The organism is uncultured Desulfovibrio sp., from assembly GCF_910584445.1.
GTDB lineage: Bacteria > Desulfobacterota > Desulfovibrionia > Desulfovibrionales > Desulfovibrionaceae > Desulfovibrio.
The window spans coordinates 17,667-30,122 of the sequence record NZ_CAJUBO010000013.1 but is presented as its reverse complement, the minus strand read 5'-3'; the positions used below and the strand labels follow the sequence as shown (position 1 = coordinate 30,122).

Here is a 12,456-nt window from a genome sequence, read left to right as displayed (position 1 = left end):
CCCCCCCCCGCCGGGACAGGCATGAAGCTGGTCAGCAGGGCATACAGCGCCGCCAGCAGAAGGGCAAGAGCGGCCGCGCCGAAGAGCAGCCCCAGCGTGAGGGTGACCGTCCTCCGCACCGTGCGGAGGACGCCCTCCTGCAGGAGCCGCCCCTCGGCTTCGCAAAGGTCGCACAGACTGACGACGAGTTCAGCCAGGCCTTTCACTCGTCCGGCTACCTGAGGTGCCTGAAGAGGGCGGAAAGGACGCAGCCGGCGCCAAACGCGATGAGCAGGCTCGCCAGGGGATTGCGGCGCACCTGTTCGCTCACTTCCTCCACGCCCGACGCGCCGGCGTCATAGACCTTCCGGGCGCCGTCCTGGGCGAACTGGCGGTAATGCCCGAGTTCGCGGGCGATGCGGGAGGAGACATCCCCGGCCACGTCGTCCTTCTTTTCCCTGAGGGCAGTGAACAGGGTCTCCATCTGTTCGCGCATGGCGCCAAGTTCCTTGCGAAGGTCTTCCACACTATGTTCGTGGTTGTCAGCCATTGTCTTTTCTCCATGTGTTGGCGGGCGATGCCCGCTGTATATATATCCGGGCACCGACGCCCGGTCTTGCCCCAACTCTACATGCCGCGGCGCGCCTTGGCAAGCCCCGCCGCTTTGCCCTTTGCGCCGAAACATGCTATGCCTTCCGGGCGCGCCCGGGAGGCCCCCATGGACGCGCCCGGAGGCGGCATGGCGGACGAGCCTATCATCAGCATCGAAAATCTCGAAAAGAAGTACCCCGGCAATGGCGAGAGCGTCTTTGCCCTGCGCGGCATCGACCTCCAGATAGGCAGGGGCGAGATCTTCGGCATCATCGGCAAGAGCGGCGCGGGCAAGTCCACGCTCGTGCGCTGCATCAACCTGCTGGAGCGCCCCACCGCGGGGCGCGTCATTTTCGAGGGGCGCGACCTCTGCCGGCTTTCCGGCGCGGCCCTGCGCGAGGCGCGCCGGTCCATGGGCATGATTTTTCAGCAGTTCAACCTGCTCATGCAGCGCACCGCGCTGGAGAACGTCCGTTTTCCCCTCGAGCTTGCGGGCGTCTCCCGCGCCGAGGGACGCCGCCGCGCCGAGGAGCTGCTCGACATGGTGGGCCTGGGCAGGCGCATGGGGTCCTACCCGTCCCAGCTTTCCGGCGGCCAGAAACAGCGCGTTGCCATCGCCCGCGCCCTGGCGACCCGGCCGCGCGTCCTGCTCTGCGACGAGGCCACCTCGGCCCTGGACCCGGCCACCACGGACTCCATCCTGGCGCTCATCAAGGACATCAACGCCCAACTGGGCATCACGGCGGTGGTCATCACCCACGAGATGCGCGTCATCGACCAGATCTGCAGCCATGTCGCCATCATCAGCAAGGGCGTCATCGTGGAGCAAGGCCCGGTGGAGGAGGTCTTCTTCCACCCGCGCACCGAGGCCGCGCGCAGGCTCGTCCTGCCCGAGGCGCTCCAGAACCTGCCCCTGGACAAGTGCGACAACCTCTACCGCCTGATCTTCAACGGCCGCTCCTCGTTTGAGCCGGTCATCTCCAATCTGGTGCTGCACTGTGGCTGCCCGGTGAACATCATGTATGCGGACACGCGCGACCTGGGCGGCACGGCCGTGGGCCAGATGGTGCTCCAGCTTCCCGACGCGGAGGCGTCGCGCAAACGCATCATGGACTGGGCCGCGGCCCATCACATCGCGCTGGAAAAACTGGAGGACGCCCCCCATGATTGACGAAAAGACCCTGGAGATGCTCCTCGTCGGCACATGGGACACCATCTACATGACTCTGGTGGCAACCTTCTTTTCCTATGTGTTCGGCACGGTCATGGGCGTGGCCCTGGTCATCACGCGCAAGGGCGGCATCCGGCCGCACGCGGCGTTCTACAGCGCGCTCGACGTGGTGGTGAACCTCACGCGCTCCTTTCCCTTCCTCATCCTGATGATCGCGGTCATCCCCTTCACCCGCTTTCTGGTGGGCACCACCATCGGCAACAATGCCACGGTGGTGCCGCTGGTGCTGGCGGCGGCGCCGTTCGTGGCGCGCCTGGTGGAGTCCTCGCTGCTGGAGGTGGACCACGGCGTGGTGGAGGCGGCGGAAAGCATGGGCGCCAGCGTGTGGCAGATCATCACCAAGGTGCTCATCCCCGAGGCGCTGCCCTCGCTCATCAACGGCAGCGCCGTGGCGGCCATCACCATCCTCGGCTATTCGGCCATGGCCGGGGCCGTGGGCGGGGGCGGCCTTGGCAAGCTCGCCATCATGTACGGCTACAACCGCTACCAGACCGACATCATGATCATCACGGTGGTCCTGCTCATCATCATCGTCCAGGCCCTGCAAAGTTTCGGCAACTGGGCCACCCGCCGCACGGACCGGCGCGGCGGCTAGCGCGCGGCGCGCACGGCCTGTCCCCGGCATCACCCTCAACCCAGGATTTCAGCCATGAACAAAGCATTTCTCGCGGCGGCCCTTGTCTCCAGCCTCTGCCTCGCCGGCGTTGCCCACGCGGCGGGCGTCTTCACCGTGGGCGCGTCCCCCACGCCCCACGCCGAGATCCTCGCCGAGGCGGCGAAACTCCTCCAGCCCAGGGGCTATCAGCTCAAGATCGTGGAATATTCGGACTATGTGCAGCCCAATGTGGCGCTGGAAAGCGGCGATCTGGACGCCAATTACTTCCAGCACAAGCCCTATCTTGACGACTTCAACGCCCAAAAGGGCACCAGGCTCGCCTCCCTGGGACCGGTGCATTACGAGCCGTTCGGCATCTACGCGGGCCGCAGCAAGGACCTGAAGAACCTGAAGGAAGGCGCCATCGTGGCCGTGCCCAACGACGCCACCAACGAGGGCCGCGCCCTGCTCCTGCTCCAGGACCAGGGACTCGTCAAGCTGCGCCCGGATTCGGGACTCACCGCCACCAGCCGCGACATCGTGGAAAACCCCAGGAAGCTCAAGATCGAGGAAATCGAGGCCGCGCAGCTCGTGCGCGCCCTGCCGGACGTGGACATCGCGGTCATCAACGGCAACTATGCCATCCTCGGCGGACTCAAGGTGGCCGAGGCCCTGGCCGTGGAGGCCGCCGACTCCATGGCCGCCACCACCTACGCCAATGTGCTGGCCGTGCGCGAGAAGGACACCAAGCGCCCCGAACTCCAGGCGCTCTATGAAGTGCTCGTCAGCCCGGAGATCGCCAGGGCCATGCGCGCCAGATACGCGGGCGCCGTCCTGCCCTCGGCCGCGAAATAGCCGGCGTTTCAGGCACAGGGCAACGGCCGGCGCGGCCGTCAGCCCCGCAAGAAGGGCGCCTCCGCACGGGGGCGCCCTCTGTGGCTGCGCGCGGGCCGGCCCTGGCCGGGGCGCCCGGAGATCCCTGCCGGGGGTGCGCGCCGCGCAGCGGACGGCAAGCGGCCGGCGGGCCGGGATCAGCGTTCAAAATAGGTATAGCCGCGCATGCCGTCCTCAAAGGCCTGCATGACGGCGAAGCGCTCGCTGGGCGAGATGCGCCCCTCGCGCACGGCCCGTTCGGCGGCGCTGCGGAGATTCTCGATGATGCGGCGCGGCTCGTACTCCGCATAACTGAGCACATCGGACACGGAATCCCCCCGGATCTCGCGCACATATTCATAGCTGCCGTCATCGGCGGCGCGGATGGAGACCACATTGGTGTCGCCCATGAGGTTGTGGAGGTCGCCCAGGGTCTCCTGATAGGCCCCCACGAGAAAGACGCCAAGGTAATATTCCTCGCCTTCGCGCAGGGGGTGGAGGTCGAGCATGGGCTTCATGCCCTGCGGGTCGATGAAATGGTCGATGCGGCCGTCGGAATCACAGGTGATGTCCGAGATGATGCCCTGGCGGGAAGGAAATTCCCCCAGCCGGTGCACCGGCATGATGGGGAAGAGCTGGTCGATGGCCCAGGAGTCCGGCAGGGACTGGAAGACGCTGAAGTTGCCGTAATAGATGTCGGCAAGGTTGACGTCGATGTCTTCCAGGTCGCGCGGCACGTTCTTGAGCTTGCGCTTCTCCTTGGCGATCCGCATGAGGATGGCCCAGAAAAAGCGCTCGGCCAGGGTGCGCTGGCGCAGGCTCACGGCGCCGGTGGAGAACATGCGCCGCACTTCGTCGCGGTAATAGACGGCGTCGTTGTAACTTTCCTGAAGATTGCGGAGGCTGATGCCGGCAAGCGCCTCCTGCAGGTTGCGCACGGCCTCGGGCGCGTCATCGGGCAGCGTCTCGGGCAGGCGCGCCTCCTCCACCACGTTGACGTCAAGGATATTGAAGAGCAGGACGGAACAGTAGGCCACCGTCGCCCGGCCCGATTCGGTGATGATGTGCGGATGCGGGATCTCCTTTTCGTCCAGGATGCTCATGATGGTCTCCACCACGTCGGCGCAGTATTCGTCCAGGTTGTAGTTGCGCGAAAAGACGTAGTTGGTGTGCGAGCCGTCATAGTCCACGGCGAGTCCCCCGCCCAGATCGAGATAGCCCATGGGCGCGCCCTCTTCCGCCAGCCCGGAGTACAGCCGGGCCGCCTCCATGACGCCCGTGCGGATATCGCGGATATTGGAGATCTGCGAACCCAGGTGATAATGGAGCAGGCGGAAGCAGTCGAGCATCTGGCGGCTCTTGAGCGTGTCCACCACGTCCACGATCTGCGAGGGCGAGAGGCCGAAGGTGGAGCGCTCGCCGCCCGAGTCCGTCCAGTGGCCGCCCGCCTTGACCGACAGCTTGGAGCGCACGCCCACGTTGGGCCGGATGCCCAGGGCCGCCGCGCGCTCGAGCACCATGTCCAGCTCGCCGGGCATCTCCAGGACGATGAAGACATTGAAGCCCAGACGCTGGGCCTGAAGGGCGAGGTCGATAAATTCCTCGTCCTTGTAGCCGTTGCAGACGATACAGGCCTTGGGGTCGCGCATGAGGGCCACCGCCGCGATAAGCTCGGCCTTGGAGCCAGCCTCCAGCCCGTGATGATAGCGGCTGCCGAACTGGGCGATCTGGTCCACCACCTGCTGCTGCTGGTTCACCTTGATGGGGAAGACGCCGCGGTATTCCCCCCTGTAGCCGAGCGTGCGGATGGCCTTGCGAAAAGATTCATGGATGTGGGCGATGCGGGAGCTGAGGATATTCTCCACACGCAGGAGGACGGGCATGTCATAGCCGCGCTCGTGCAGCCCGGCGATGATCTCCGGCAGCGGGATCTGCGGCCCGCGCGCCCCGTGGGGGCAGATGACCACATCCCCGTCTTCCGAGACATCGAAAAAGCCCGCGCCCCATGTCCTGATGCCGTAGAGTTCGACGGAATCCTCCACTCCCCACCGCTGCAAGGCATGACTCTTTGCCAACAGAACCTCCATCATGGCTGCCGGAAACAGACCGATCCCCCGGAACCGGAACGCGGCCTGCCCTGGCGGCGCGCGGCCACTGAATTTGCCAGTATGCCGAAAAGCCTTGCGAAGTCAATGTGTTCTTGACGCGGGCCGCGCCATGGTACATGCTCACCGCAACCCCAAGGAGGCCGACATGAACTCCTGCTTCTGGCGCGACCGGGCCTTCGCCCTCTGCCTTGCGGCCGCGTGCCTCATGGGTCCGGCCGCCTGTTCCGGCGGCGGCGACGCCGCCAGGGGACCAGCGCCGGCTCCGGTGCATGTGCGGACCGTGGACAGGGCGGACGTGCCGCGCGTGCTTTCCGCCGTGGGCAATGTGCGCGCCTCGGCCACCGTGGGCGTCACCCCGCGCGTCACCGGCGAACTGCTCGACATCCGCTTCACCGAAGGGCAGGAAGTGCAGGCCGGCGCCCCGCTGGTGCTGATCGATCCGCGCCCGTTCGAGGCCGCCCTGCGCGAAAGGCGCGCCGTGCTCGCCAAGTCCGAGGCGCAGCTTGCCAAGGCCAATGACGACCGCCGCCGCTACGGCAAGCTCGTGGGCGGCGGCTACGTGAGCCGCGAAGCCTACGAGCAGACCGCCACCGACGCGGCGGCCCTGCGCGCCACGGTCCAGGCCGACAGGGCCGCCGTGGAGAGCGCGGCCCTTGACCTCGCCTACTGCACGGTCACGGCGCCCATCGGCGGCCGCGTGGGCGCGCTCACCGTGGACAAGGGCAACATGGTCAAAAGCACGGACGCCACCCCCATCGTGACCATCGATACCCTGTCGCCCATCTATGTCACCTTTTCCGTGCCCGAAGCGCAGCTTCCGGTCATCCTCGAGCGCATGAGCAGGGGGAATGTGCCCGTGACGGCCACCCCCACGGGGGGGACCCCGGAAACAGGGCGCCTCACCCTGGTGGACAACAGCGTCGATACGCGCACCGGCACCATCCGCCTGCGCGCCACCTTTGAAAACCCCGGGCGCCGCCTCTGGCCCGGCCAGTTCGTCCAGGTGGCCCTGCCCCTCGGCATGGCGGAACACGCCCTTGTGGTGCCGAGCCGCGCCGTCCAGTCGGGCCGCGAAGAGCGCTACGTCTATCTTGTGGATGCGGACGGCCGCGCCGTCTATCGCCCCGTGACGCCCCTTTTCGAGCACGAAGGCCGCACCGTCGTTGCCGACGGGCTGGAAAAGGGCGACCGCGTGGTGATCGACGGCCAGGTGCGGCTCGCGCCCGGGCTGCCGGTAAAGATCCTCGACTAGGGTCTGGACCTCTTGTGTGGCTGCTGGCCCGGGATGCGGCAGCTGGCGCCCGCGCCGTGATACGGCGGAAGACCACGCTTTTCCGCCAAAATGGCGGTAGCCGTCACTTTCGCACGCGAAGGGACGCCGCCCCTTCCGGAACGGCGTCCCCCGTTTTTCGCCTGTGCAGGCCGAGACCTTCCGGGCTTACGGCCGCTTGGGACCGCCCTTGGGCGTCATGGAGTAGCGGTAGATCTCGCTCACTTCCTTGTCATAGCCGGGGTAGAAGCCCTTGCCCATGCCCAGGACGATGCGCGCGCCGCGGTTCATGAGCACCAGCAGGTCGCCGCTGGCCGGATCGACGCAGAGGCCCTCGATCTCGCCCTGCTTGATGGCCTCGTCCAGGGTCTTTTCCAGCACCACCGGCGCGTTGGTGGCGGAGCTGACTTCCACGCGGTAGATGTGGTCAGGCTCGTTGTCGTCGGCGGTGCCGTCATCGGCGGTGACGAAGAGCGCGCCGTCCAGATAGTAGACGCCCTGCACCCACTGCGGCACGGGCTGGAGGTGCACCTTGCGGAGATACTTGCCCTTGAGGTCGTACTCGTAGAGGTAGCGGCCGCTCTCCTCGCCCACCCAGGAGCACATCCACACCGTGCCCTTCACCGGATCGACGGTGATGCCGGAAACTTCCTCCTGGCCGGACTTCGGCTCAAAGGCGAAGGTGCGCTTGAGCTTGAGCGTTTCCGCGTCATGCACGGCGATCTGGATGTCCTTGCCCACGCCGTCCATGAAATTTTCGGCGCTGATGTACAGCTCGCCGTTGTAGATGTCGATGTCGCCGATGTGGTTGGAGGGGATGGAGTAGCCCTCGAACGGCTTGTCGTTCTGCTTCACGAGCTTGCCGCTCATGTCATACTTGTAGAGGGCGGTGCTGCCGCTCACATAGATGAACTTGCCGTCGCAGGCGACGCCCTGCCGTCCGGCGACGGGCATGACGCTTTTCAGGCTGTAGACATACTTGGGACCGGGGATCTTGGGTCCGGTGACCGGTGCCGTGGAAGCATACTGGGGAAATGCCAGGGCCAGGGCCAGGGCGGCAAGCGCCAGGAATTTGGGCATGGAGAACTCCTCCGGATTCAGGTTGGCGGCCGCGAAACATGCCGCTGAAGCCTGCGCGACCCCACGGATCGGCAGGATGGCCGGGCGAACGCCCACAGCAGGCGGCTTCCCCGGCCGGCGCCACACGCTTCCGCGTGGCGCGCCGGTTATTCCATGACCTCGGCCTTCTTGATGATCACCGGAGTCACGGGCACGTCTTCATAGTGCCCCTTGCGTCCGGTGCTGACGGCCTCGATCTTGTCCACCACGTTCTGGCCCTGGATGACCTTGCCGAAAACCGCATAGCCCCAGCCCTGCGGCGTCTTGGCCTTGAAATCGAGGAACTCGTTGTTCCTGGTGTTGATGAAGAACTGGGAGCTTGCCGAGTGCGGGTCAGAGGTGCGGGCCATGGAGATGGTGTACTTCTGGTTGCGCAGGCCGTTGTCCGCCTCGTTGCGGATGGGGGCCATGGCGCGCTTTTCCTTGAGTTCCGGCGTCAGGCCGCCGCCCTGGATCATAAAATTCCTGATGACGCGGTGGAAGACCGTGCCGTCATAATGGCCGGATTTCACATACTGGATGAAATTGGCCGTGGTGATGGGCGCCTTGCGCGCATCCAGCCGCACCACGATGTCGCCCAGGCTCGTCTCCAGCCTGACCACCGGGTCCGGCGCGGCCTGCGCGGCGGCCAGCAACGGCGCCGGCGCCATGAGGAAGACCAGGGCGCAGACCAGCAGCGCCACGACGCCGCGCCGCAACGCGCGGCCCGGCAGCGGGCCGTGGGCGCATCGGAACATTCCCCGCCAGGCGGCGAAAACGGCATCCTGCATGACAAAACTCCTCTTTCTTCGCTCTTCGCATATCAGGGCGCCGCCCATGCGGCGCCGGGACGCGCGCGGGCGCCCCGCAAAACCACCGGCGCCGGGCCGCTCAGAGCAGGCCCTGCGCGCGGAGCACTTCCGTGAGCTTCGCCGTATCTTCGGGACTCATGGGGCAGAGCGGCAGCCGCATCTCGGCGGACATGCGGCCCAGCAGGGCCAGCGCCGTCTTGACCGGGATGGGATTGCTCACCATGAACATGGCCCGGTGCAGCGGGAACAGCTCGTGGTGGATGGCGCGCGCGCCGGCAAGGTCCCCCCGCGCAAAGGCGTTGCACATGGCGGCGACGCGCCCGGGAACGATGTTGGAGGTCACGGAGATGACCCCCTGGCCGCCAAGGGCCATGAGCGCCAGGGCCGTGAGGTCGTCGCCGCTCATGACGCTGAAACGCTGCGGGCAGCTTTCAAGGATGGCGCTGCCCTGCGCCATGTCGCCCGTGGCCTCCTTGACGCCGACCACATGCGGAAACTCCGCCGCCAGACGCGCCAGCACGGGCGGCAGCATGTTGCACCCCGTGCGGCCGGGCACATTGTAGGGGACGAGGGGGATGTCCACCGCCTCGGCGATGGCCTTGAAATGGAGGTACAGCCCTTCCTGGGTGGGCTTGTTGTAATAGGGCGTGATGAGAAGCGCGCCATCGGCGCCCGCCTTCTGGGCAAAACGCGCGAGGCGGATGGCCTCTTCCGTATTGTTGGAACCGGCCCCGGCCAGCACCGGCACACGGCCGGCGGCCTGCTCGATGCAGATCTCGATGACGCGCTCGTGCTCCTCATGCGTCAGCGTGGCCGACTCGCCCGTGGTGCCGCACGGGACAAGGCCGTGGATACCTTCGGAGATCTGGTTCTCAATGAAGGCGCGGTAGCCTTCCTCATCAATGGCGTTGTTCCTGAACGGCGTCACCAGAGCAGTCATCGCGCCGGAAAAAAACATGGAATACTCCTTGCGGAACTGTCGTTTCCAACGGGGACGCCGGGAAATACGGGTGACAGAAAACCCGCCCGGCGCTCAACTGTTGATGAACTCCTTGAGTTCCTTGCCGGCGCGGAAAAACGGCAGCCGCTTGGGCACCACTTCCACGCTCTCTCCGGTCTTGGGATTGCGGCCGGCATAGCCGCCGTACTCCTTGATCTTGAAACTTCCAAAGCCGCGAATTTCAATGCGTTCGCCGGCTATCAGCGATTTTTTCATGGCGTCGATGAAGGTGTTCACCACCAGGGACGCGTCATCAAGGGGGATATTGCTCTCTTCGGCAAGCGCCTTGATCAGCTCGCTTTTGTTCATGATGCCTCCGTCGCCTCTGTCTCGATGCCCGTGGAGGAAAGGGCCATGTCCGGGGAAGGGCCGCCGCCGCGACGCACGGCGGGCAGCCGGCCTGGAAAGACGCAATGCCTCCACACTACGGCAAAGCCGGGGATTGGGCAAGAGCCGGCCCGCGGATATGGACAGGGAACGGCACCAGAAAGCGGCGGGAGGCAGGAAAGCCCTGGCGCCGGCAAAGGCGGGGCGCCGGAGTGGCATGGCCCCACTTTCCGTTGTGAGGGGAGGGGGAGGGGCAGGTTCCCGGCCCCTCCGGGAACGCGCGCTACAGAAAATCCGGGTCGGCGGCGGCCTTGCCCCCGGCGAGCATGATACGCACATAATGCAGGCCATGCTCGTCCACGGGGATGATGGGGAACGAGGCCCGGCAGCCGTCGCAGGTGATCATGCGCGGCTCGGTGGGCGCCACCACGGGCACATGCCGCCCGCACTGCGGGCACTGGTAGAAAAAGAGGATCTCCATGCCGTCCGGCGCAACGGGCGCCTGCGGCCGGGCGTTGCGCTCAGCCACGGGCGGACCCCTCCCGGACGAGGTTTTCGCCGGTCATGGCGCTGGTGGGTTCAAGGCCCCAGAGCCGCAGCAGGGTGGGGGCCACATCGGCCAGCTTGCCGTCCGCCAGCGCCGTCACCGCGCCGCCAGGCTCGATGAGGATGCAGGGCACGGGATTGGTGGTATGCGCCGTGTGCGGCCGGCCGTCCGGCGTGAGCATGACCTCGCAGTTGCCGTGATCGGCGATGATGAGCATGCGGCCGCCCCGGTCCTCCACGGCCTGCGCCATGCGGCCCACGCATTCGTCCACAACGGCGCAGGCCTCCTCGGCGGCCTCAAGGTTGCCGGTATGGCCCACCATGTCGCCGTTGGCGAGATTGCAGACCACAAAGTCATAGACGCCGCTGTTCCAGGCTTCCAGAAACTTTTCCGTGACTTCGCGCGCGCTCATGGCGGGCTTGAGGTCATAGGTCGCCACGTCGCGCGGAGAGGGCACGAGGATGCGGTCCTCGCCGGGGAAGGGTTCCTCCACGCCGCCGTTGAAAAAATAGGTCACATGGGCGTATTTTTCCGTCTCCGCCAGGCGCAGCTGGCGCATGCCCGCGCGGGACACCGCCTCGCCCAGGCCCTGCGTCACCGACTCCTTGGGAAAGGCCACGGGGAGGGAAAAGGTGGCGTCATACGGCGTCATGGAGGCCACGCCCGCGAACTCGGGCACGCGGCCGCGGTCAAAGCCGGTAAAGTCCTTGCCGATAAAGGCGCTGACGATCTCGCGCATGCGGTCCGCGCGGAAGTTGAAGAAAAAGAGTCCGTCGCCGTCGGCCATGCCCGGCGCCTCGCCGGGTTCGCGCCCGCCCTCGATGAGCACGGGCCTGACGAATTCGTCGGTCTCGCCGCGCGCGTAGGAATCCCGCAGGGCCGTGACGGCGTCGGGCGCGGAAAGGCCCGCGTCGCTCACGCCATGGGCCAGCAGGTCCCAGGCCTCCCTGACGCGCTCCCAGCGCGTGTCGCGGTCCATGGCATAGAAACGGCCGATGAGGTCGCTGATGCGCGTTTCGGGCTGGTCCCTGATGGCGGACTCCAGGGCGCTCACGAAGCCCTCGCCGCTTTTGGGGTCCGTATCGCGGCCGTCCATGATGCAGTGGATGCGTACCGGCACCCCGGCACCGGCCGCCAGGGCGCACAGGGCCTCCAGATGGCGGATATGGCTGTGGACGCCGCCGTCCGAGACCAGGCCCGCCAGGTGGAGGCGGCCGCCGCCGCGCTTCACGCGCGCGAGAAGGTCCGTGAGCACGGGATTGGCCGCGAAGGAGCCGTCCTCCAGCGCGATGTCGATCCTCGTCATGTCCTGATAGACCACGCGGCCGGCGCCGATATTCAGGTGCCCGACCTCGGAATTGCCCATATAGCCCTCGGGCAGGCCCACGGCCCGGCCCGAGGCGGTGAGCCGCGAATGCGGCCGTCCTTTGAAGAGCGCGTCAAGATTGGGCGTGGCCGCGCGCAGGGGGGCATCGCCCTTGTCGGCTTCGGCGCCGGACGGGGCGATGCCCCAGCCGTCGAGGATGAGGAGCAGAGTCGGCGTCATGAATGGTCCTCCCTGGCGGAAGCGGCGGCACGGGACGGCGCGACGCGGCCGCCCGCGGCCCGGCCCCACAGGTCTTCCAGCCGGTACAGCTCGCGCGCAGGCCCGAGCAGGATGTGGACGATGATGTCATTGCAGTCCGCGAGGATCCATTGCGCGGCGGCGTAGCCCTCCAGGCGCAGGCACTCGAAGCCGCGCGCGCGGCAGAGTTCGGCCACGCCGTCGGCCAGGCTCTGGGCATGGCGCATGGAGCCGGCCGTGACCACAAGCATGGCCTCGGCAAAGGCGTTTTCGCCGCCAAGCTCCAGGGTCACGACATCTTCGGCCTTGTGGTCCTCAAGAAAGGCGCGCAACGCCTCCAGCCGCTCGGCAAGGGGGACGGCGCGCCCGGCGGCGGTGCCGGGGGAAACGATCGGGCCGGCGGCCATGCCGGCGTCCGGCGTCCCGGCGGGGACGGAAAGGGCGGTATCGTTCATGCCCGC

13 protein-coding genes are annotated in these 12,456 nt (G+C 66.8%); 4 read left to right on the top strand and 9 right to left on the bottom strand.

All coding sequences use genetic code 11. The features are described from left to right. Window positions 1-214: 214 nt before the first annotated feature. Window positions 215-529 (bottom strand): hypothetical protein, encoded by a 315-nt coding sequence (locus QZ294_RS07465; RefSeq protein WP_297048516.1) that lies wholly within the window; start codon window positions 527-529, stop codon window positions 215-217. Between the two features lie 168 nt (window positions 530-697). On the opposite strand from QZ294_RS07465, the gene QZ294_RS07460 reads away from it, so the two are divergent. The 3 genes from QZ294_RS07460 to QZ294_RS07450 are packed head-to-tail and all read left to right on the top strand — an operon-like array spanning window position 698 to window position 3,251. Further along, a complete protein-coding gene (locus QZ294_RS07460) occupies window positions 698-1,741 on the top strand; it encodes a methionine ABC transporter ATP-binding protein (RefSeq protein ID WP_297048514.1) in 1,044 nt (347 codons plus the stop codon). Further along, window positions 1,734-2,396, top strand: coding sequence for a methionine ABC transporter permease (locus QZ294_RS07455; protein ID WP_297048511.1), 663 nt, complete (start codon window positions 1,734-1,736; stop codon window positions 2,394-2,396). Before QZ294_RS07460 ends, QZ294_RS07455 begins: the two co-directional genes overlap by 8 nt. A 54-nt stretch (window positions 2,397-2,450) precedes the next feature. Next, window positions 2,451-3,251, top strand: coding sequence for a MetQ/NlpA family ABC transporter substrate-binding protein (locus QZ294_RS07450; RefSeq protein WP_297048509.1), 801 nt, complete (start codon window positions 2,451-2,453; stop codon window positions 3,249-3,251). A gap of 176 nt (window positions 3,252-3,427) precedes the next feature. Here the strand turns inward: QZ294_RS07450 and speA are convergent, their stop codons facing one another. Next, entirely contained in the window at window positions 3,428-5,344 is a 1,917-nt protein-coding gene (gene speA / locus QZ294_RS07445) for a biosynthetic arginine decarboxylase (RefSeq protein ID WP_297048506.1), read from the bottom strand. A gap of 178 nt (window positions 5,345-5,522) precedes the next feature. On the opposite strand from speA, the gene QZ294_RS07440 reads away from it, so the two are divergent. Then, window positions 5,523-6,629 carry an efflux RND transporter periplasmic adaptor subunit gene (locus QZ294_RS07440; RefSeq protein WP_297048504.1) on the top strand — a complete coding sequence of 369 codons (1,107 nt, stop codon included), beginning with the start codon at window positions 5,523-5,525 and terminating at the stop codon, window positions 6,627-6,629. A 186-nt stretch (window positions 6,630-6,815) separates the two neighbouring features. On the opposite strand, the gene QZ294_RS07435 is transcribed toward QZ294_RS07440, so the two are convergent. The 7 genes from QZ294_RS07435 to rsfS form a co-directional block, all read right to left on the bottom strand. Beyond that, window positions 6,816-7,727: a hypothetical protein gene (locus tag QZ294_RS07435; protein ID WP_297048502.1), complete on the bottom strand. Its 912-nt coding sequence runs from the start codon at window positions 7,725-7,727 to the stop codon at window positions 6,816-6,818. 146 nt (window positions 7,728-7,873) lie between these two features. Then, window positions 7,874-8,416: a peptidylprolyl isomerase gene (locus tag QZ294_RS07430; RefSeq protein WP_297048590.1), complete on the bottom strand. Its 543-nt coding sequence runs from the start codon at window positions 8,414-8,416 to the stop codon at window positions 7,874-7,876. Between the two features lie 220 nt (window positions 8,417-8,636). Further along, window positions 8,637-9,515: a 4-hydroxy-tetrahydrodipicolinate synthase gene (dapA, locus tag QZ294_RS07425; RefSeq protein WP_297048500.1), complete on the bottom strand. Its 879-nt coding sequence runs from the start codon at window positions 9,513-9,515 to the stop codon at window positions 8,637-8,639. A 75-nt stretch (window positions 9,516-9,590) separates the two neighbouring features. Further along, window positions 9,591-9,866: an HU family DNA-binding protein gene (locus QZ294_RS07420; RefSeq protein ID WP_297048498.1), complete on the bottom strand. Its 276-nt coding sequence runs from the start codon at window positions 9,864-9,866 to the stop codon at window positions 9,591-9,593. Window positions 9,867-10,167: 301 nt separating this feature from the next. Continuing rightward, the gene (locus QZ294_RS07415; RefSeq protein WP_297048496.1) at window positions 10,168-10,413 is read right to left on the bottom strand and encodes a hypothetical protein; all 246 of its coding nucleotides are present in this window, start codon (window positions 10,411-10,413) and stop codon (window positions 10,168-10,170) included. Next, a complete protein-coding gene (gpmI, locus tag QZ294_RS07410; RefSeq protein WP_297048494.1) occupies window positions 10,406-11,977 on the bottom strand; it encodes a 2,3-bisphosphoglycerate-independent phosphoglycerate mutase in 1,572 nt (523 codons plus the stop codon). Before gpmI ends, QZ294_RS07415 begins: the two co-directional genes overlap by 8 nt. Further along, a complete protein-coding gene (gene rsfS, locus QZ294_RS07405; protein ID WP_297048492.1) occupies window positions 11,974-12,450 on the bottom strand; it encodes a ribosome silencing factor in 477 nt (158 codons plus the stop codon). The genes gpmI and rsfS overlap by 4 nt, the downstream gene beginning before the upstream one ends. Window positions 12,451-12,456 lie beyond the last annotated feature (6 nt).

Excerpts from the sequence above, each read along its gene's own strand:
- dapA (WP_297048500.1), bottom strand. The coding sequence starts at position 9,515 with ATGTTTTTTTCCGGCGCGATGACTGCTCTGGTGACGCCGTTCAGGAAC.
- QZ294_RS07440 (WP_297048504.1), top strand. The coding sequence starts at position 5,523 with ATGAACTCCTGCTTCTGGCGCGACCGGGCCTTCGCCCTCTGCCTTGCG.
- QZ294_RS07460 (WP_297048514.1), top strand. The coding sequence starts at position 698 with ATGGACGCGCCCGGAGGCGGCATGGCGGACGAGCCTATCATCAGCATC.
- QZ294_RS07430 (WP_297048590.1), bottom strand. The coding sequence starts at position 8,416 with ATGGCGCCGGCGCCGTTGCTGGCCGCCGCGCAGGCCGCGCCGGACCCG.
- QZ294_RS07465 (WP_297048516.1), bottom strand. The coding sequence starts at position 529 with ATGGCTGACAACCACGAACATAGTGTGGAAGACCTTCGCAAGGAACTT.
- QZ294_RS07450 (WP_297048509.1), top strand. The coding sequence starts at position 2,451 with ATGAACAAAGCATTTCTCGCGGCGGCCCTTGTCTCCAGCCTCTGCCTC.
- gpmI (WP_297048494.1), bottom strand. The coding sequence starts at position 11,977 with ATGACGCCGACTCTGCTCCTCATCCTCGACGGCTGGGGCATCGCCCCG.
- QZ294_RS07420 (WP_297048498.1), bottom strand. The coding sequence starts at position 9,866 with ATGAACAAAAGCGAGCTGATCAAGGCGCTTGCCGAAGAGAGCAATATC.
- rsfS (WP_297048492.1), bottom strand. The coding sequence starts at position 12,450 with ATGAACGATACCGCCCTTTCCGTCCCCGCCGGGACGCCGGACGCCGGC.
- QZ294_RS07435 (WP_297048502.1), bottom strand. The coding sequence starts at position 7,727 with ATGCCCAAATTCCTGGCGCTTGCCGCCCTGGCCCTGGCCCTGGCATTT.
- QZ294_RS07455 (WP_297048511.1), top strand. The coding sequence starts at position 1,734 with ATGATTGACGAAAAGACCCTGGAGATGCTCCTCGTCGGCACATGGGAC.